This window comes from Chimaeribacter sp. YP20170169 (assembly GCF_056739715.1).
On record NZ_CP176824.1, the window covers coordinates 110170 to 130061 of the forward strand.

Consider the following 19892-nt stretch of genomic DNA (forward strand, 5'->3'; position numbering starts at 1 on the left):
GAGATGTATGTTGCGGGTCAGGCGTTCATTGACGATTAAACAGATGGCGGCCGTGTCAGGCGTGGCGGTGGTCACCCTGTGCATTTTTATCACCATCCAGCTCTTCCACCTGGTGCAGCAGCGCCGGGAGGATTACGCCCAGCAGCTGGAGCAGGTGGCGCACGCCATTCGCCAGCCGCTGGCGGAGGCAGTGCTCAACGTAGACCTGCCGCAGGCGCGCGGGCTGCTCAACACCTTCCGCCCCCTTGGCATCGTGACCCGCGCGGACGTGGTGCTGCCGAACAATATCCAGGTGCTGCATGGCGACTTCCCAGCGGAGCGGCCGGTGCCAGCGCTGATCGCCAACGTCTTCTCACTGCCGGTGCGCATCAGCGTGCCGCTCTATACGCTGGAGCGGATGCCCGCCCACCCCAAGCCGCTGGCCTATCTGGTGTTGCAGGCGGACTCCTTCCGCCTCTACCAGCAGATCCGCAGCATCATGATCACCCTGCTCGCCACCTTCCTGTTGATGGCGCTGGTGCTGTCGGTGGCGGTGAGTTGGTGCATGAACCGGCTGATGGTGCACCCGCTGCGCCGCATCGCGCGGGAGTTGGAGGCGCTGGACGAGACGCAGATTTTGCACCACCAGTTGCCGGTGTCGCCGCTGCACAAAGATGACGAGCTGGGGATGCTGGCGCGCCACTACAACCGCAACCAACAGACGCTGGCCCGCCGCTTCACCAACAACCCGCGCGAGTGGCCGCGCCACCCGGTGACGGCGCTGCCCAATGACGCACTGTTTACCGAGCTGCTGGCGCAATACCTGCGCTTCCGGCCCCATCCGCCGCGCTTCAATGTGCTGCTGGTAGGGGTGGAGACGCTCCAGGAGGTGGCCGGTGTGCTCAGCGAGGCGCAGCGCAACGCGATGCTGCGCACGCTGGTGGAGCGCCTGCGCGGCGAGCTGACGGACAATGACGAGCTGGGGCAGTTTGGACCGACCGAGTTCAGCATTCTGGCGCGTGACACCGAGCGCCCGTTCCAGGCGATGCGGCTGGCGCGGCGCATCATGGCCGCGCTCAACGCCCCGCTGACCGAGGGGGAGCTGACGGTGCGGCCGGTGGCCAGCATTGGCATCGCCCACTACAGCGGCGAAACCGCGCTGAGCGCCGAGACGCTGGTGCTCAATGCCCGCTCCGCGCTGGTCTCCGCCCACCATCAGGGCAAAAACCAGATCCTGTTCTTCGAGCCGGAATTGACGCGCAAGACCCAGCAGCGGTTGAGTCAGGAGAGCGACATCTTGCAGGCGCTGGAGCACAACGAGTTTGTGCTGTTCCTCCAGCCGCAAATTGACCTGAATACCGGCTGCATCGCCGGGGCAGAGGCGCTGTTGCGCCGCCAGATGCCGGATGGCAGTTTCAGCCTGGACGCCGACTTCATCCCGTTTGCCGAGGAGATTGGCCTGATTGTGCCGCTCGGCTATTGGGTGCTGGAGCAGGGCTGCCGCATCCTGGCGGACTGGCAGCGCGAGGGGATTGAGCTGCCGCTCTCGATCAACCTCTCCGGCGTGCAGATCCAGCACCGCAACTTCCTGCTGGAGCTGAAAACCCTGCTCAGCCGCTACAAGATCAAGCCCGGCAAGCTGGTGCTGGAGATCACCGAAACCGCGCGCATCGATGACCTGGATCGCGCGCTGAAGCTACTCGCCGAGCTGCACCAGTCTGGCGTCACCGTGGCGCTGGATGATTTCGGCATGGGCTACTCCAGCCTGGAATACCTTGACCGCCTGCGCTGCCTGCCGGTGGACATCATCAAGATTGACCGCAGCTTCACCGGCAGCCTGCCGGAGGATGACGTGATGGTGCGCATCGTTAACACCATCGCCCACGCCATGAACATCAGCGTAATTGCCGAGGGCGTGGAGACCCCCGCCCAGTTTCTCTGGCTGAAGGAGAATCAGGTGCCGGTGGGGCAGGGTTACCTGTTTGCCCGCCCGATGCCGCGCAACGCCTTTGAGATGCTGTTGCGCCGCCATCCCCCCTACGTTTTCCAGCCAGAAGCCCCCGACCTGCCTGACGCCAACGGGCACGCCTGACAGGCGGCCCGCCAGCCCACGTTTTTCCTGCTGCAACCCAGACACTCCCCCAGTCAGTGAATCGATTCAGCTCTTAATTTGTCATGATGATATGTCGTAATGGGTAACAAGTTATTTCCCTGATGTTAGCTTGGTGTTACTTTCGCGACAGCCGCCATGCCCATGTGGGCAGCCGCTGACGGCTCTCTCTTGCAAAGGACGTGGATTATGAAAAAGCTGTTTAAAAGCCTCTACTTCCAAGTGTTGACGGCGATCACACTTGGGGTGTTGCTCGGGCATTTCTACCCTGAACTCGGCGCGCAGATGAAGCCGCTGGGGGATGGCTTCGTCAAACTGATCAAAATGATTATCGCCCCGGTGATCTTCTGCACCGTGGTGACCGGCATCGCCGGGATGGAGAGCATGAAGGCCGTTGGCCGCACGGGCGCCATCGCCCTGCTCTATTTTGAGATTGTCTCGACCCTGGCGCTGATCATCGGTCTGGTGATCGTCAACGTCATCCAGCCGGGGGCCGGCATGAACGTTGATCCCGCGGCGCTCGACGCCAAGGCGGTGGCGGTCTATGCCGAGCAGGCGCAGCAGCAGGGCATCATTCCCTTCCTGCTGGATGTCATCCCCTCCAGCGTGATTGGCGCGTTCGCCAGTGGCAACATCCTCCAGGTGCTGCTGTTCGCGGTGCTGTTTGGCTTCGCGCTGCACCATCTGGGCGAAAAGGGCCAGCTGATGTTCAACATGATCGAGAGCTTCTCGAAGGTCATTTTTGGCATCATCAACATGATCATGCGTCTGGCGCCGATCGGGGCGTTCGGGGCGATGGCCTTCACCATCGGCAAATATGGCGTCGGCTCGCTGGTGCAACTCGGCCAGCTGATCATCTGTTTCTACATCACCTGCGTGCTGTTCGTGGTGGTGGTGCTGGGGCTGATCGCCCGCTTCGCCGGTTTCAACATCTTCCGCTTTATCAGCTACATCAAGGAAGAGTTGCTGATTGTGCTCGGCACCTCCTCCTCGGAGTCGGCGCTGCCGCGGATGCTCGACAAGATGGAGCGGCTGGGCTGCAAGAAGTCGGTGGTGGGGCTGGTTATCCCAACCGGGTACTCGTTTAACCTGGATGGCACCTCCATCTACCTGACGATGGCGGCGGTGTTTATCGCGCAGGCCACCAACTCGCACATGGACGTCTGGCACCAGATCACCCTGCTGGTGGTGCTGCTGCTGTCGTCGAAAGGGGCCGCCGGCGTGACTGGCAGTGGCTTTATCGTGCTGGCTGCCACCCTCTCCGCCGTGGGTCACCTGCCGGTCGCCGGGCTGGCGCTGATTTTGGGCATCGATCGCTTTATGTCCGAGGCGCGCGCGCTGACCAACCTGATTGGCAATGGCGTGGCGACCGTGGTGGTGGCGAAGTGGGTCGGCCAGCTGGATGACAAGCAGCTGCACGCCACGCTGCACCACAAAAAGTCGGTTTCCAACAGCCTCTCCTCCTCCTGACAGGTGGGCAATCGCGGCATCTGGCCGCCATTGCCAGCGCTTTCCTGCTAAAAGCCACCCTTTACTTGATGTAAGCGGTGGCTTTTCCTCATAATAGCCCCGCCTTTTCTGGCCTGCCGGTGCTCTTCTCACCACTTTTTTCTCTTTTGCGGGTGACATCGGAACGGGTACGCGGTCAAAGGAATAATGTTTCTCCAGCCGCAAGATTGACGCACACAGGATAGGGCTGAGTTCCAGGAGCATGGAACAAAGGACATCAATAAAAAATTGGAAAGCTATTTTTAAGTAGGGGTTCACATGCAGGGCACCAAAATTCGTCTCTTAGTTGGTGGGTTACTGCTGGCCGCCGCCAGCAGCAGCGTGCAGGCTGAAGCACTACAACCCGATCCTGCCTGGCAGCAGGGCAAACTCGACAACGGCTTTGGCTGGCAGATGCTCGCCACGCCGCAGCGCCCGAACGACCGCATCCAACTGCGGCTGCTGGTGCGCGCCGGTTCGCTGGCGGAGAACGCCCAGCAGACCGGCTTTGCCCACCTGTTGCCGCACCTGGCGCTCATTCGCAGCCAGAGCTTCAGCACGCCGCAACTCCAGTCGCTGTGGCAGCAGGCCATCGACAGCGAGCGGCCGACACCCCCCGCCATCTCCTCTTATGACTACACCCTGTATAACCTGAGCCTGCCGAACAACCGGCCAGAGCTGCTCAAAGAGGCGCTCGCCTGGCTGGCAGACACCACGGGCGCGCTAGTGACGGACACCCCGACGGTGCAGGCGGCGCTGGATACCTTGCAAGACCCGATCGCCACCCAGCCGGCAGACGCGCAAGACCCGTGGTGGCGCTACCGCCTGAAAGGCTCGCCGCTGCTGGCGCACGATCCGGGCCAGCACCCTGATCGCCCGGTCAGCATTGAGGCGCTGACCCAGTTCTACCGCCAGTGGTACACGCCCGATGCCATGACCCTCTACGTGGTCGGCAACGTTGACAGCCGCGCGCTGGCGGAGCAGATCGGCAAGAGTTTCGGCGGCCTGACCGGCAAGCGTAAAACCCCGCCGGTGCTGCCCACCCTGTCACCCCTGCCGCCGCAGGCCGTGACCCTGATAGACAGTAACCTGACGCAGGATCGCCTCTCGCTGGTGTGGGACGCCCCGTGGCACCCGATCCGCGATGACCGCGCCCTGAGCCACTACTGGCGCAGCGATCTGGCGCGTGAGGCGCTCTTTATGCACCTGCAACAGCAGCTGGCTGGCAAGGCGAAAGCGCCAGCATTGGGCTTTGATTGCCAGGTGCAGTACCAGCGCAGCCAGTGCGCCATCCGTATGGACAGCCCGAACGGCATGTTGCTGAATGACCTGAAGGCGCTGGCGACCGAGCTGGCGAAGGTACGTGAGAACGGGCTGTCGCAGGAGGAGTATGACGCGCTGATGGCGCAGAAAAATGACCAGCTGACCAAGCTGTTCGCCACCTACGCCCGCACCAGCACCGAGCTGCTGACTGAGCAACGTCTGCGCTCGCAGCAAAATGATGTGGTGGACATCTCGCCGGAGCAGTACCAGAAGCTGCGTCAGGCGTTTCTCTCTGGCATGAGCCTGCCGCTGCTCAACCAAGAGCTGAAGCAGCAGCTGGCGACCGATCCGACGCTAGTGCTGATGCAGCCTACCGGCGAGCCGGAGCTGGGGCAGGCGGCGTTGCAGGAGGCTTACAGCAGCGTGATGCAGCCAGCCCCAGCGGTGGTGCCCTCCGCCGAAGAGGCGAAGGCCGAGGCCACTGCCCCCTGATAGCGCGTGCAGAAAAAACCCGGCCAAGGCCGGGTTTTTTTATGCGGGCATTGCCTCGCGCGGAATGATCGCGCCGCGGTGCTGGATCACGGTACTGGCGGTCAGGTGGCCGCGCTGTGCGGCGGAGACGGCATCACCGCCGGTCAGGCGCACCGCCAGATAGCCGCCACTGAAGGAGTCGCCAGCGGCCGTGGTGTCCACCACCTGATCGCCGCGCAGCCGCACTGCTGGCACCTCATGCTGCTCCCCCTGTGGATCGGAGATCAGGCAGGCCTCCGCGCCGCGTTTAATCACCACCTCACTGACGCCCAGTTCCCGCGTGCGGCGGATCACCTCCTCGGCGGGCACCGCGCCCCACAACGCATCCTCATCATCCAGCGTCAGGAAAGCGATGTCGGTGCAGGCCAGCATCGCGCGGTAGGCAGCCTGCGTCTCCTCACGGTTGGCCCACAGGCGCGGGCGGTAGTTGTTGTCGAAAATCACTTTGCCGCCACGGGCGCGGCAGTCACGCAGCAGCGCCAGCAGGCGCTCGCGCCGCTCTGGCGTCAAAATCGCCAGGCTGATGCCGCTCAGGTAGAGGTAATCATAGCCGAGCAGGCTTTCGCAGATGGCCGGGGCCGTCGGGCCATCCAGCCAGTCACGGGCAGCCGCCTCGTTGCGCCAGTAGTAGAAGGTGCGCTCGCCCTGTGCGTCAGTTTCAATCACGTACAGGCCGGGCAGTTTGTTCTCCAGCCGCTGCACCAGATCCACCTCCACCTGCTCACGCTGCCAGGCGGCCAGCATCTCGGCGCTGAAGCTGTCAGTGCCGAGCGCCGTCACATAGTGCACGCTGAGCGCCTCCGCAGGCACCTGCCGGGCGATGTAGACGGCGGTGTTGAGGGTATCACCGCCAAACCCGCGGCTCAGTTCAGATCCTTTTTGCGACAGTTCAATCATGCATTCGCCGATAACGGCAATTTTCTTGCTGGTCATGGTGGCTGGCCCGTTAAACGAAGGGGGAGGGGCGGGCAATCGCCCGCAGCTTGGCTCCAGTCTCAACCGAAGGCCGGGCGGGAGTCAATAAGAATAAAACGCTGTTTTAGGTTTGTTGGGCGGGATCGCATTTTGCCACAGAGGGCACAAGATCAGTGGCTTACTTTAGGCTGGAACAAAAAGGTGCCAGTGTGTCCAGAAAGTGTGCGCCAAGGGTAAAGTTTTGGCCCGCCGCGCCGATAGTAAATGAGCGTCCGCGGGTTGGCGCGGGGCAGGCCAAACGCCATTTTTATTCCAGCCGGACAGGAATGCCGGTATCTACCCACCTCGTACATGGCAGCAGCAACGATGATAACCAAGATGATGTCTGGCTTGTTAACGCCATCATTCTCTGTGATTGATCGCGCGAAGGAACAGAGCTTCTGGCGACAGTGCCGGCGCGCCTATAAGTTTCAGCCCATCTATCTCACCAGCGGCCACATGATGGGGCTGGAGCTGCTGACTGCCGTGAGCCATCCGGCTGAGCCGGCCAAGTTCCAGTCGCCCGAGCGCTACTTTGCCGCCATCAGCGTGCCGCGCCGGCTGACCATCATCCAGGAGCAGCTGGATCTGCTGGAGCGCTGGCGGCCCCAGCTGGAGCAGCATGGGCTGCTGGCCTCCATCAACGTGGACGGCCAGTCGCTGGAGGCGATCCAGCAGGATCAGGCGCTCTGCGCGCGGATCGCCGCCATGCCGTTCGCCCGCTTTGAGCTGGTGGAGCAGGCGGAGATGGCCCTGACGCGCCCGCTCGGGCAGATAGCCCAGGCCGACCGGCTGTGGCTTGATGATTTCGGCAACGGGCTGGCCAACTTCTGCTCCTTCACCGCCTGGCAGTATGAGTACATCAAAATCGCCCGTGAGCTGTTTATTCTGCTGCGCCAGAGCGACGAGGGGGCGAAGCTGTTCTTCACGCTGGTGACGCTGCTTAACCGCTACAGCAAGGGCGTGATTATCGAAGGGGTGGAGACCGCCGAGGAGTGGGCGATGGTCTGCGCCTCTGATGCCTACGCCGCTCAGGGCTACTACATGTCACGCCCACAAACCTTTGATCCCAAGAGCGGGCTACCGCTGTTTTTTGCCGGCTGACACACCCGCCAGGCCCCGCCGCAGGCCGGTTGGCGGGCATTTTCCCTGCCGTCGCACAGGCAAGATGGGCTAATTTAAACTATTGTTAATCTGACGAAACTCTCAATAATTTGTCAGGAATAGCTCATGTCGCGAACAGGAAAAATAGCCAGCTGGGTCGTGGGAGTGCTGGTGGTGCTGGTGGCCGCCGTGGTGGTGTTCATCATGATGTTTGACTGGAACCGCCTGAAACCCACCATCAATGAGAAAGTCTCCACCGAACTGAATCGGCCTTTCGAGATCCGTGGGAACCTCGGGGTTGACTGGTCACGCCAGCGTGAGGAGCAGGGCTGGCGCGCCTGGGTGCCGTGGCCGCACATCCATGCCGAGGATATCGTGCTCGGCAACCCCGAGGGCATCCCGCAGACCAAGGATCTCGGCAACAACATGGTCAGGCTGCAACGCGCTGACGCCACCCTCGCGCCGCTGGCGCTGCTGGGCAAAACCGTCAGCATCCCGCATATCCGCCTGACCAAGCCGGATGCCGCGCTGCAACAGCTTGCCAACGGCAAGAACAACTGGACCTTCAACCTCGCCAGCAGCCAAAACCCCGATCCCAACCCGCAGCCCTCCAGCTGGTCAGTGGACATCGGCGAGATTGCCTTTGACCGTGGGCAGGTGGACTATAAAGACGCCATCAACAAGGCGGACGTGCGCGCCATCATTGACCCGCTGGGTAAACCGCTTCCCTATGCGGAGGTGACCGGCAATAAAGAGGATAACAAACGCGCCGACAATGCGCCGCCGGACTACATCTTCGGCTGGAAAGTGAGTGGCCGCTACAAAGGCCAGCCGCTCTCTGGCAGCGGCAAAATTGGCGGCTTGCTGGCGCTGAAAGACACGAAAACCCCCTTCCCAATCCAGGCGGATGTGCGCTCCGGCAACACCCGCGTGGCGGTGGCCGGTACGTTGACTGACCCGGCCAACCTCGGCGCGCTGGATCTGCGCTTGAAACTCTCCGGTGAGACGCTCTCCGATCTCTACGGCCTGACCGGCGTGCTGCTGCCGCAGACTCCGCCCTACGAGACCGATGGCCGCCTGTCCGCGGAGTTACAGCGCAAAGGTGGCGCGCGTTTCCACTACCGTGACTTCAACGGCAAGATTGGCGACAGCGACATCCACGGCGATATCACCTATGAAGCCAGCAAGCCACGGCCCAAGCTGACCGGCGATCTGGTCTCCCGCCAGTTGCGCTTTGCTGACCTCGCGCCGCTGATTGGCGCCGACTCCAATAAAGAGAAGGCGAAACGCGGTGAAGAGGTGCGCCAACCGGCTGACAAAGTGCTGCCGGTTGAGAAGTTCGATACCGAGAGCTGGGACGTGATGGACGCTGACGTGAAGTTTGCCGCCAAACGCATTGAGCACGGCAAATCTCTGCCCATCAGCGACCTGAGCACCCACCTGAAGCTGGAGAACGGTGAGATCCTGCTGGACCCGCTGCGCTTTGGCGTGGCCGGCGGCAACCTCAACTCCACGGTACGGCTGGAGGGGAATAAATCGCCGATGCGCGGCCGGGTGGACATGCACGCGCGCGGTTTCCAGCTCAAGCAGCTGTTCCCAGATGTGGAAGCGATGCGTAGCAGCCTCGGCCAGCTGAATGGCGACGCGACCTTGACCGGCACCGGCAACTCCGTCTCTGCGCTGTTGGGCACCAGCAACGGCACCATGCGCTTGCTGATCAATGACGGCGTAATCAGCCGCAACCTGATGGAGATTGCTGGCCTGAACGTCGGCAACTACGTGGTCGGCAAGCTGTTTGGCGATGACGAAGTGGCGATCAACTGCGCGGCAGCGGATGTCAGCGTGCGCGACGGCGTGGCGACACCGCAGCTGTTCCTGTTCGATACCGAGAACGCGGTGATCAACATCACCGGCAACACCAACCTCGCCACCGAACGGCTCGATCTCTCCATCAACCCGGACAGCAAGGGTCTGCGCATCATTACCCTGCGCTCGCCGCTCTACGTGCGCGGCACCTTCAAAGACCCGGACGCTGGCGTCAAAGCCGGCCCGCTGCTGGCCCGTGGTGCCGCCGCCGTGGCACTGGGCGCGGTCGTCGGCCCGGCCGCCTCGCTGCTGGCGCTGATCTCCCCCAGCGAGGGCGAAGAGAACCAGTGCGGCCCGCTGCTGCAAAAGATGAAATCGAGCAAATAATCTCGCCCGATGAAAAAAGGCCGCTCCAAGGAGCGGCCTTTGTTTTACGGCTGCCTGGACTGGAACAGATTAAACTGCAATTGAATATTGGAGACATGAATGCTCCAACTTTCGCTTGCGGCGGCCTCTATGACCCGTGCAACGAAAAGCGTCATACACAGCCTGCGCATTTTTTTCATTGCCGAATCCCGTAGTGAGATCCGCTATTTCTGAAAATCATCGGAAATTTTTCAGAAAACAAGCAGTGTGCTGCTGCTTGCGATTCACGGGGTTGAAATTTCCCGTACCCATGTCCGATGACCCGCTGCTAAACAGGCGGCACGGCCCCGGCGAGCGTCTATCACTGCGCGGATTGATCACCGGAAAGCGAAATATAATCGTTTGTTAATCATTAATTTATACATATTAAATTGAAGTGGGGCATTGTCAGTTTTTGCTTTTTTTCCCATAAAACAGATGACGGTGTTTAGCGCTGGGTATAGAGTCAACGCGTGCTGCTGCATGCGAGATATGGGTTCATTCACCTTCATTGAAGCCTGAGCGAACGCATTTCAGAAAGGTAAAACAGCCTGCTAACTGTTTTACCGAACCGGATTGCCTGCTAACAATCCGGCGTAACAAAAAAACCGCCTGAGGGCGGTTTTTTTGTTTCTGCCATCACCTCACGGGCGGCAAGATGCGGCAATCATGATCCTGTAGGGTTTCGGCGGAGGCCAGATTGAACGCCAGCACATCACGCGGCAGTGCCAGCAGCAGGAAATCACCACTTTTTGCCCGCACCATCGCCAGCCCGTAACGCCCCATATGCTCGCGCGCCTCCGGCAGCTCGGCCAGCAGTCGGAACGCGCCCTGTTGTGCCAACTCCTCCGGCGTAACGCGCCGCGCCAGCCAGTGGTCACCGAGCAGCGGCTGGGGTAGCGGTTGCCAGCGTCCGGTCACGTGCCCCGCCTCCTGTTGTAGCTGCTGTTGCACCTCCGGCCGCAGGCAGGAGATATGGATATGCAGTTGGTTCTGCGTGCGCCCCCATTCGGAGTTGATGGTCAGGGCCAGCGCGCTGTCATCAATCGGCCGGCCGTGGCGGCGGGCCAGCAGCCCCCGCGCCTGCCACGCCTGCAAAAAGTAGTTGGGCGTGGCTCGCTCCAGTAGCGCCGGGCTTTCGATACCGCTGATCTTGGCGCTCGGCAGCAACAGGTATTGCAGCGGCCCGTTGCGATCCTTGAGTACCACAAAGCCCGCCGCCGGATTGACCAACGCGCAGGGTGCCGGCTGCCCGCTGCGTTGCTGGTTTGGCAGGCACTGCCCGCTGACTATCCGCCACAACGCATCCGGATGCGCTGGCCGCAGCCAGAGCCAGCCGCCGGCCAGCAGCAGGCAGAGCACAATCAACAGGCCGAACCACAGGCGGTAACGGAAAGGGAGAGCCATCGCGAATTCCTATCAGGGTGGGGGAAGGGCAGCGAAATCAGCATAGTGTGTGGCCCGCTTGGCGCCAACAAAAAAGCCGGCACAGGGCCGGCTTTTGGTGGGAGGGCATGGCTTACAGCGCCTGATGGCGGGTCTCTTTCATCAGCAGCAGGGCAATCAGCGTCAGGGTCGCCATCGATGCCAGATAGAGGCCGACGGCGAACAGCCCGTAATGGGTAGCCAGCCAGGTGGCGATATAGGGAGCCACCGAGGCGCCAAGGATTGAGGCGACGTTATAGGAGAAGGAGGCCCCGGTGTAACGCACTTCGGTCGGGAACAGCTCGGGCAGCAGCGCGCCCATCGGGCCGAAGGTCAGCCCCATGATGCTCAGGCCGCACAGCAGGAAGCCCATCACCAGCGCCTGATTGCCAGAACCCAGCAGGCTCGGGAAGACAAAGGCGAAGCCAATCATCAGCAGCGTAATCGCAATCATCGTCTTGCGGCGGCCAAAGGCGTCCGCCAGCATACCGGCAACGGGAACCATCACGCCAAAGCCAATTACCGCCACCATCAGCATCCACAGGAAGCTGTTGCGCGAGTAGCCCAGCCCCAACGGCTGCGCGGTGGTGCCGTAGGTCATGGAGTAGACGGTCATCAGGTAGAACAGGGTGTAGGTCGCCAGCATGATGAAGGTGCCGAGGATGGTGGCCTTCATGTGCTTGCTCAGCAGAGTACCCATCGGGATCTTCACCTGTTTGCCCGCCTTGGCGACTTTAGCGAAGACCGGCGTCTCATGCAGCGACACGCGCACATAGAGGCCGACCAGCACCAGCGCCGCCGACAGGATGAAGGGCACGCGCCAGCCCCAGCTCATGAACTGCTCATCGGTCAGCAGCCAGGAGAGCAGCAGGAAGGTGCCGTTGGCAAAGAAGAAGCCAATCGGTGCGCCGAGCTGCGGGAAGGAGCCGTAGAGCGCACGCTTTTTGGCCGGGGCGTTCTCGGTCGCCAGCAGCGCCGCGCCGCCCCACTCACCGCCCAGCCCCAGGCCCTGCCCGAAGCGCGCCAGCGCCAGCAGCATCGGGGCAAAGACGCCGATGGACTGGTAACCCGGCAGCAGGCCGATCAATACGGTGGAGATGCCCATGGTCAGCAGCGAGGCGACCAGCGTCACCTTGCGCCCGACGCGGTCACCGAAGTGGCCGAACAGCGCCGAGCCAATCGGCCGCGCCACGAAGGCGATGGCGAAGGTCGCCAGCGACTGGAGGGTGGCGGCGGTGGCATCGCCCTGCGGGAAGAAGATGTGTGGGAACACAATCACTGCCGCAGTGGCGTAGATATAGAAGTCAAAAAACTCGATGGCAGTACCGATAAGGGAAGCAACGATCACTTTGCCGCGCGAGTTGGTCGGTGTGGACTGTTGCTCATTGTCTAATGGCGGTGCGATGGTGGCTTGCATAATTGTTTCTTATTAGGATTAATTGTAAAAAAATCATCTTAAGCAGTCCAAAGCGCCATTTCAACGCGCAAAAAAGCGCCAAAAGCCGCGCCCTGCGGGAAAAAAGAATAATCTTTTTGAGATGCGCCGATCGGCGCTTCATAAGTTTGCGGTATGGATGAATCACAGCGGATGTGACCGAAAAAAGGGCAAAGAAAATTTTCACCCTAGTGGGATATGCTGGTTTTGACTGTGCCCCACGCATCGAATTGGCATAAATGCGCGGTTTTTGCGTAAGTAATTAGCGTATCATGCCAACCACCCGATGGCGGCTGGCATGATAGCGAGGTTTAACGTGATTTTGCCGGTGGTGTGCCGACTGGCTGGTCGCCCTTATATTTGGCGGTGGCGATCCAGGCGGCGCAAAACAGCGTCAGGCGGGCGAAGTAATAGAAGAAGGCCATCAGGCCAATCACCGAACCAAAGGCCGCGCCAGAGGCAGATTTCGCCAGGCTCGGCAGCGTCAGGGTCATGATCATCTTGATCACCTCAAAGCCGATGGCGGCAATCAGGGTGCCGCGGAACAGCGCCTTCTTGCGCGGCTTGTGGCGCGGCAGCATCCAGAAGATCCACAGGAACAGCAAATAGTTCGCCATGATGGAGATGCTCAGGGCAATCACCGTCATCGCCGGGCGCAGCCACTCAATGTGCGACAGCCCCAACGCCTCAACGATCGCCTCCTGCGCCGCACCAGCCACCGAAGTGAGCGAGAGCGTCAGGATCAGCGCCACCACCAGCCCGGTCAGGGAGATGAAGTCGCGCACGTAGCGCATGTAAATCTTCTCCTGATCCTGCGGGTTGCGCTCCCACACATCGCGCGACTGGGCGCGGATCGCCTCACGCAGATTGCCCATCCAACTGATGCCGGAGTAGAGCGCCAGCAGCAGGCCGGTCAGCCCCACCGCGGTACGTTGCTGGATGGCGGTGTTGACGGTGTTCTTCAGGGTGGTCGCCAGCGCCGGGTCACTGATGCTGTTGACGATTTTGTTGATCAGCTCCGTCAGCAGATCTGGGTGGGCCGCCAGCACAAAACCGGCGGCGGCGAAGGAGACCATCAAAATCGGGATCAGCGACAAAAACGAAAAGTAGGTGATGGCCGCGCCAAACTGGCTGCCCATCCGGTCATTGAAGCGATCCATCGCGCGGATGATGTGGGCGACAGGCGGCCACGCCTGCACGCGCGCCACCCACCGCGAGAAGCGGCCAATCTGGCGGTCAACGCTGGCGTTGCCGGTTTTCACATCAATCAGCGGTTTGTCGGTGCTGACTGGCTGGCTGGCCTGCTCGCTGATGGTCGGGTGGTCGCTGCTCTGCGCCACTCGGTGCAGTTCGGAATCATTAGGCATTACGTATCAGTATCCTTGCGTATGGGCTTGCGCTAATTATAGCCGAGCGGCCTGCGCTGTCTGGCCGCGCCCTGTGCAATCGGCGCGTGGGCGGCCGTTTGCGTAAAGATTGGTCAGTTTTGCCCCGGCCGCCAGTGGCACGGGCAGGATGTGCTACGGTTTTATGGCCAACCAGTGACCGACAAAAGGATCCTGCCCGATGAAACTGTGTGTGATGGCCGCCGCGCTGGCCATGTCGCCCCTTGCCGCGCTGGCCGCCCCAGCGACCTATGATGCCGAGCTGTCCGCCTTCCCCTATCCGCACCCGGTGGAGCGTTTTCACTTCACCTCCCAGGGCCAGCCGCTGCAAATGGCCTATATGGATGTCAAACCCACCCGCCCCAACGGCCAGACCGTGATGCTGATGCACGGCAAAAACTTCTGCGGCGCGACCTGGGAACAGACCATCACCACCCTGAGCGAGGCTGGCTACCGCGTGGTGGTGCCTGACCAGATTGGCTTCTGCAAATCCTCCAAGCCACAGCACTACCAGTTCAGCTTCCAGCAGCTGGCGGCCAACACCCATGCGCTGCTGGAGAAGCTGGGCGTGCAGAAGCTGACGGTGCTCGGCCACTCGATGGGCGGGATGCTCTCCACCCGCTACGCGCTGATGTACCCGCAGCAGGTGGAGCGACTGGTGCTGGTCAACCCGATTGGGCTGGAGGATTGGAAGGCGCTCGGCGTGCCGTGGCAGGGAGTGGACGCCGCCTACCAAGGCGAGCTGAAAACCAATGCCGACTCCATCCGCGCTTACCAGCGCAGCACCTACTATGCCGACCACTGGAAGCCGGAGTATGACCGCTGGGTGATGATGCAGGCCGGCATGTACGCCGGGCCGGACAAGGAGAAGGTGGCGTGGGATCAGGCGCTGACCACTGACATGGTCTTCACCCAGCCGGTGGTGTATGAGTTCCCTCACCTGACGATGCCGACGCTGCTATTGATTGGCGGCAAGGACAACACCGCCATCGGCAAGGCGCAGGCACCGGCGGCGCTGAAGCCGAAACTGGGCCGTTATGAGGAGCTGGGCAAACGCACCGCCGCCGCCATTCCGCACTCGACGCTGGTGGAGTTCCCGGCGCTCGGCCACTCGCCGCAGATCCAGGATCCGGCCGCCTTCCATCAGGCGCTGATGGGCTGGCTAAAACCGGCCAACGCGGGCTAACCGCTGCCCAAGGAGCGACCATGCGACACCCCCTGACGCTGTTGCTGACGGCCATGCTGGCGCTGCCGGTCTGGGCGGAGGATCGGGCGGACACCGTGCTCTATAACGGCACGGTGCTGACGATGGATGACTCGGACACGCAGGCGCAGGCCATCGCCATCAAGGGCGAGCGCATCCTGTTCGTCGGTGATAGCCAGCAGGCGCGCGCCTACGGCGGGCGGCAGATCGATCTGGCTGGCAAGACCGTCATTCCCGGCCTGAACGACACCCATATCCATGCCATCCGCGCCGGGCAGGGCTACCTGCGGGAGGAGTACTGGTATGGCGTGACGAGCCTGCGCGCAGGGCTGGCGCAGTTGCAGCGGCGGGCGCGGCAACTGGGCGCGGGCGAGTGGGTGACGGTGCAGGGCGCGTGGCACCCGGCGCAGTTCAGCGAGAAGCGTGCGCCAACAGTGGCGGATCTGGATGAGGCATTGCCAGACAACCCGGCCTATGTGCAGTACCTCTATGACTACGGTTTGCTGAACCACGCTGGCCTGCGTGCGCTGGGGCTGGATCAGGGCAAAACCATTGAGGGGCTGACGCTGGAGCGGGACGAACAGGGCCGCCTGACCGGCCGGGTCAGCGGCTCGATTGCCGCCTTCTCGCGGCTCTCCACCGCCATCGCCCCGGCTGCCTCCGCCGATGCGCAGCGCGACAGCCTGCTGGCCTTCTTCCGCCAGCTCAACCGCTATGGCGTTACTTCGCTGGTGGATGCCGCCGGTGGCGGCTCCCAACCGGCCATCTATGCGCCGCTGTTCCGGCTCCACCGCGAGCAGGCGCTGCCGCTGCGCGTCGCTTACCGCGTATCGGTTCAGCAACCGGGGCAGGAGGCGCAATGGTTCGCCGATACCCTGGCCTACCTGCCGCCCCGGCTGGGCGACGCGCAGTTGCGTTTCCTCGGCATGGGCGAGTTGCTGGTGCCGGGCATGAATGATGGCGTGCAGATGGGGCCGGGCTTTCGCGCCCCGCCAGCGGCGCTGGAGTCGTTGGAGCAGGTGGCGACCTTCGCCGCGCAACGGCACTATCCGCTGGAGATCCACGCCTACACCGACGATGCTGGCCAGCAGATTCTGGATGTGTTTGAGCGGGTGGCGCAGCGCTACCCGTTGCAGGATCTGCGCTGGGCGATCGCCCACCTCAACACCGGCACGCCAGCCACCTTTGCGCGCATGAAAAAGCTGGGGCTGGCCTACAGCGTGCAGATGGGGCCGTACTTTGAGGCACCCGCGCTGGCGGAGGCCAACGGTCATGCCGTCGCGGAGGCCGCGCCGCCAATCCGTCAGGCGCTGGATGCCGGGGTGAAAGTCGTGGGCGGCACCGACGCAGCGCGCATCGGCCAGTTCGCCATCTGGCAGGTGCTGGAGTATGACGTCACCGGCCAAAGTGCCGGACAGGCGGTGCAGCGTGACAAAGCCCTCGCCCTGAGCCGGTTGGAGGCGCTGCGGCTCTACACCGCCAACGCCGCCTGGCTGACCTTCGAGGAGCATGAAAAGGGGACGCTGGCACCCGGTATGCTGGCCGACCTCGCCGTGCTCGACCAGCCCTACCTGACGATGCCCGCTGACCAGATCCATCGCCTGCGCGCCACCCTGACCATGGTGGGTGGGCGCATCGTATTTGCTGAATAACTAAGTTTGCTGAATAACTAAGTTTGATGAATAACTATGCATTTCCGCTGCGCAAACTGTAGCGGAAATTCTCCTCGATTTGCGCAACTCTTCACCGACCTTCGCAATAACCACACCTTTTCTATTGACAAATTTTAAAGTTTAAAATCCTTTTTAGCCCGGCTCACAACGATGTTATATTGATAATGAAAAGTTGAATTTTTCATATTTCTTGACCAGATATGTAAAAGAAATGTTAAATATTAAACTTTCATCGGTTGTGGGAATAAAGGATGCAACGCCGCGATGCACACATTGCTGACGTTGTACTACTCAGCATGTTTTATTTTCATGAAGTTATTGTTTTTCAAGGATGCAGAGACGGGTTATGAACAAACTACGTGCCAATGCGCTTTGCTTGAATACGGTAATGTCGGTTACGCAAGCGGCGGCAGAGGAAAAGCAGATCGTTGATGTTGTGTTAATTGGCGGCGGCATCATGAGCGCGACGTTGGGCGCTTACTTGCAAGAGCTGGAGCCGGAGTGGCAGATCCACATGTACGAGCGCCTCTCCACGGTAGCGGATGAGAGCTCCAACGGCTGGAACAATGCGGGCACCGGCCATGCCGCGCTGGCGGAGATGAACTACACGCCGCAGAAGCCGGACGGCTCAATTGACATCAGCAAGGCGGTGGCGATCAACGAGGCTTTCCAGATTTCACGCCAGTTCTGGGCCTATCAGGTTCAGCGCAATGTGATGCAAAGCCCGCGCTCCTTTATCAACAGCGTCCCACACATGAGCTTCGTCTGGGGCGAAGAGAACATCAACTTCCTGCGCAAGCGCCACGCGGCCCTGCAACAGAGCAGCCTGTTCCGCGGCATGGAGTACTCCGAAGACCCGGCCACCCTGCACCAGTGGATCCCGGCGGTGATGGCGGGGCGCGATCCGGCGCAGAAGGTGGCGGCCACCCGCATTGCCACCGGCACCGACGTCAACTTTGGCGAGGTGACGCGCCAACTGGTTACCTCGCTGAAAAAGAGCGACCGCTTCACCCACAAGATGGGCCACGAAGTGCGCGACATCAAACGCAACGCCGACCAGACCTGGACTGTGACCGTGGCGGACATGCAGAACGGCGGCAAAGAGCGCCGGGTTCGCACCCGCTTCATCTTTATCGGCGCGGGCGGCGCGTCACTGACGCTGTTGCAGAAGTCCGGCATCCCTGAGGCGAAAAACTACGGCGGCTTCCCGGTCGGCGGCGAGTTTCTGGTGACGGAAAACCCGGACGTGGTGAAGCTGCACATGGCGAAGGTCTACGGTAAGGCCACGGTCGGCGCACCGCCGATGTCCGTCCCGCACCTCGACACCCGCGTGCTGGACGGTAAGCGCGTACTGCTGTTCGGGCCGTTCGCCACCTTCTCCAGCAAGTTCCTGAAGAACGGCTCGCTGTGGGATCTGTTCGGCAGCCTGCGCACCTCCAACATCATGCCGATGGCCCACGTTGGCATCGATAACTTCAATCTGGTGAAGTATTTGGTTGGTCAGTTGATGCTGAGCGACGACGATCGCCACAAGGCGTTGCAGGAGTACTTCCCGCAGGCGCGTAAAGAGGACTGGAAGCTGTGGGTCGCTGGCCAGCGCGTGCAGATCATTGAAAAAGATGAGAAGAAGGGCGGCGTGCTGCGCCTCGGCACCGAAGTGGTCACCTCGCAGGATGGCACCATCGCCGCGCTGCTTGGGGCCTCGCCGGGAGCCTCCACCGCCGCGCCAATCATGCTGGAGCTGATGGAGCGCGTCTTCAAAGACAAAGTCGCCTCACCGGCCTGGCAGGCGAAGCTGAAGCAGATCATCCCCTCCTACGGCCAGTCGCTCAACGGCAACCCGGCGCTGACCGAGCAGGTGTTGCAGGAGACCAGCCGCATCCTGGAGCTGGAGAGCCTGCCGCCGCAGCAGGACGCGGCCCCACAGGCAGAGCCGGCCGCCGTCGCCGCGCTCTGAAAAAAAGCCCGCCCCGTGCGGGCTTTTTTATGGTGCACGCCCGTGCACTGAGGGCAATTGTCACTTGCCGGGCGCGGCAAAAACAGCGAGGGTAGAGGCTCCCCCTGCGCCACACGGAGCCGCCGCATGTTGAACCCAACCCCCCTGTCCATCGGCTTATTGCTGTTTCCCAACTTGACCCAGCTCGATCTCACTGGCCCGTATGAGGTATTTTCGCGTGCGCCCAATACCCGCCTGCACCTGATCTGGAGAGATCTGGAGCCGGTGCGCTCGGATCGTGGGCTGGCGATGCTGCCAACCACCACCTTCGACGGCTGTCCGCCGCTGGATATCCTCTGCGTGCCCGGCGGGCCGGGGCAGGTGGCGCTGATGGAGGATGAGGAGACGCTGGCGTTCCTGCGGCGCATGGCGGCGGGCGCGAAGCTGGTGACCTCGGTCTGCACCGGATCGCTGGTGCTGGGTGCCGCTGGCCTGTTGCAGGGCTACCGTGCCACCTCGCACTGGGCGGCGCTCGACCAACTGGCACTGCTGGGCGCCCGCCCGGTGGCGGAGCGGGTGGTGCGTGACCGTAACCGCATCACCGGCGCGGGCGTGACCTCCGGCCTCGATTTCGCCCTGACGGTGGTGGCGGATCTCTATGGCGAGGAGGTGGCGCAGACCCTCCAGCTCCACATGGAGTATGACCCGGCCCCGCCCTTTGATACCGGCTCGCCGCGTACCGCCCCCACCGCCATCCGCAAGGCCGCCCGTGAGGCCGTCGCCCCCTTTACCGAGCAGCGTCGGCAGGCTACGCTGCGGGCAGCGGAGAAGCTCAAGGGGTGAGCAATTTACCGCCGCTCAGACGGGGCGTAGGCTGCATGTGGTCACATCACTACGTATTGGGAGGGGAAGATGATGCCAGTCACCACCTTTACCTGCCGGGCATTTAACCGGCAACTGTCCCAGGCCAAAAAGGCGACAGAGCAGGGGGTTGTCTATATCAGTGACCGTGGTAAGCCTGCCCATCTCCTGATGACCTATGAAGAGTATCGGAAATTATCAGGCGATAGCCGAAACCTCCTGGATGCGCTGGTCATGCCCGGCGTGGAGGAGATCGACTTTGATGCGCCGCGCGCCACCATTAATAGCAGGGATGTGGATTTTTGATGCGCACCCTTTTGGATACCAACGTCA

Annotated in this window: 14 protein-coding genes; 10 read left to right on the forward strand and 4 right to left on the reverse strand. The window is 61.9% G+C overall.

Features of this window, described 5'->3' with window-relative positions:
* The first annotated feature begins 10 nt into the window (after positions 1–10).
* From hmsP to ACK3SD_RS00475, 3 genes are all read left to right on the forward strand, one after another.
* Positions 11–2071: a biofilm formation regulator HmsP gene (hmsP, locus tag ACK3SD_RS00465; RefSeq protein ID WP_481127588.1), complete on the forward strand. Its 2061-nt coding sequence runs from the start codon at positions 11–13 to the stop codon at positions 2069–2071.
* A 204-nt stretch (positions 2072–2275) separates the two neighbouring features.
* Complete coding sequence (locus ACK3SD_RS00470; protein WP_481127589.1) at positions 2276–3559, forward strand: dicarboxylate/amino acid:cation symporter; 1284 nt, start codon at positions 2276–2278, stop codon at positions 3557–3559.
* A 297-nt stretch (positions 3560–3856) separates the two neighbouring features.
* A complete protein-coding gene (locus ACK3SD_RS00475; RefSeq protein ID WP_481126417.1) occupies positions 3857–5332 on the forward strand; it encodes a M16 family metallopeptidase in 1476 nt (491 codons plus the stop codon).
* Positions 5333–5371: 39 nt separating this feature from the next.
* Here the strand turns inward: ACK3SD_RS00475 and kdgK are convergent, their stop codons facing one another.
* A complete protein-coding gene (gene kdgK, locus ACK3SD_RS00480; RefSeq protein WP_481126418.1) occupies positions 5372–6304 on the reverse strand; it encodes a 2-dehydro-3-deoxygluconokinase in 933 nt (310 codons plus the stop codon).
* A 333-nt stretch (positions 6305–6637) separates the two neighbouring features.
* Between kdgK and pdeH the strand changes: the two genes are divergently transcribed.
* Complete coding sequence (gene pdeH, locus ACK3SD_RS00485) at positions 6638–7429, forward strand: cyclic-guanylate-specific phosphodiesterase (protein WP_168195783.1); 792 nt, start codon at positions 6638–6640, stop codon at positions 7427–7429.
* A 126-nt stretch (positions 7430–7555) separates the two neighbouring features.
* The gene (locus ACK3SD_RS00490; protein WP_481126419.1) at positions 7556–9622 is read left to right on the forward strand and encodes an AsmA family protein; all 2067 of its coding nucleotides are present in this window, start codon (positions 7556–7558) and stop codon (positions 9620–9622) included.
* Positions 9623–10279: 657 nt separating this feature from the next.
* Here the strand turns inward: ACK3SD_RS00490 and ACK3SD_RS00495 are convergent.
* From ACK3SD_RS00495 to yhjD, 3 genes are all read right to left on the reverse strand, one after another.
* Entirely contained in the window at positions 10280–11047 is a 768-nt protein-coding gene (locus ACK3SD_RS00495; protein ID WP_481126420.1) for a CDP-diacylglycerol diphosphatase, read from the reverse strand.
* Between the two features lie 112 nt (positions 11048–11159).
* Complete coding sequence (locus ACK3SD_RS00500; RefSeq protein WP_137761806.1) at positions 11160–12482, reverse strand: MFS transporter; 1323 nt, start codon at positions 12480–12482, stop codon at positions 11160–11162.
* Between the two features lie 329 nt (positions 12483–12811).
* A complete protein-coding gene (gene yhjD / locus ACK3SD_RS00505; protein ID WP_481126421.1) occupies positions 12812–13867 on the reverse strand; it encodes an inner membrane protein YhjD in 1056 nt (351 codons plus the stop codon).
* A 199-nt stretch (positions 13868–14066) separates the two neighbouring features.
* Between yhjD and ACK3SD_RS00510 the strand changes: the two genes are divergently transcribed.
* From ACK3SD_RS00510 to ACK3SD_RS00530, 5 genes are all read left to right on the forward strand, one after another.
* The gene (locus tag ACK3SD_RS00510) at positions 14067–15071 is read left to right on the forward strand and encodes an alpha/beta fold hydrolase (protein WP_481126422.1); all 1005 of its coding nucleotides are present in this window, start codon (positions 14067–14069) and stop codon (positions 15069–15071) included.
* A 20-nt stretch (positions 15072–15091) separates the two neighbouring features.
* The gene (locus tag ACK3SD_RS00515; RefSeq protein ID WP_481126423.1) at positions 15092–16741 is read left to right on the forward strand and encodes an amidohydrolase; all 1650 of its coding nucleotides are present in this window, start codon (positions 15092–15094) and stop codon (positions 16739–16741) included.
* A gap of 367 nt (positions 16742–17108) precedes the next feature.
* Positions 17109–18719: a malate:quinone oxidoreductase gene (locus ACK3SD_RS00520; RefSeq protein WP_481126424.1), complete on the forward strand. Its 1611-nt coding sequence runs from the start codon at positions 17109–17111 to the stop codon at positions 18717–18719.
* 126 nt (positions 18720–18845) lie between these two features.
* A complete protein-coding gene (locus ACK3SD_RS00525; protein ID WP_481126425.1) occupies positions 18846–19541 on the forward strand; it encodes a DJ-1/PfpI family protein in 696 nt (231 codons plus the stop codon).
* A 69-nt stretch (positions 19542–19610) separates the two neighbouring features.
* The gene (locus ACK3SD_RS00530) at positions 19611–19865 is read left to right on the forward strand and encodes a type II toxin-antitoxin system Phd/YefM family antitoxin (protein WP_481126426.1); all 255 of its coding nucleotides are present in this window, start codon (positions 19611–19613) and stop codon (positions 19863–19865) included.
* The last annotated feature ends 27 nt before the right edge of the window (positions 19866–19892 follow it).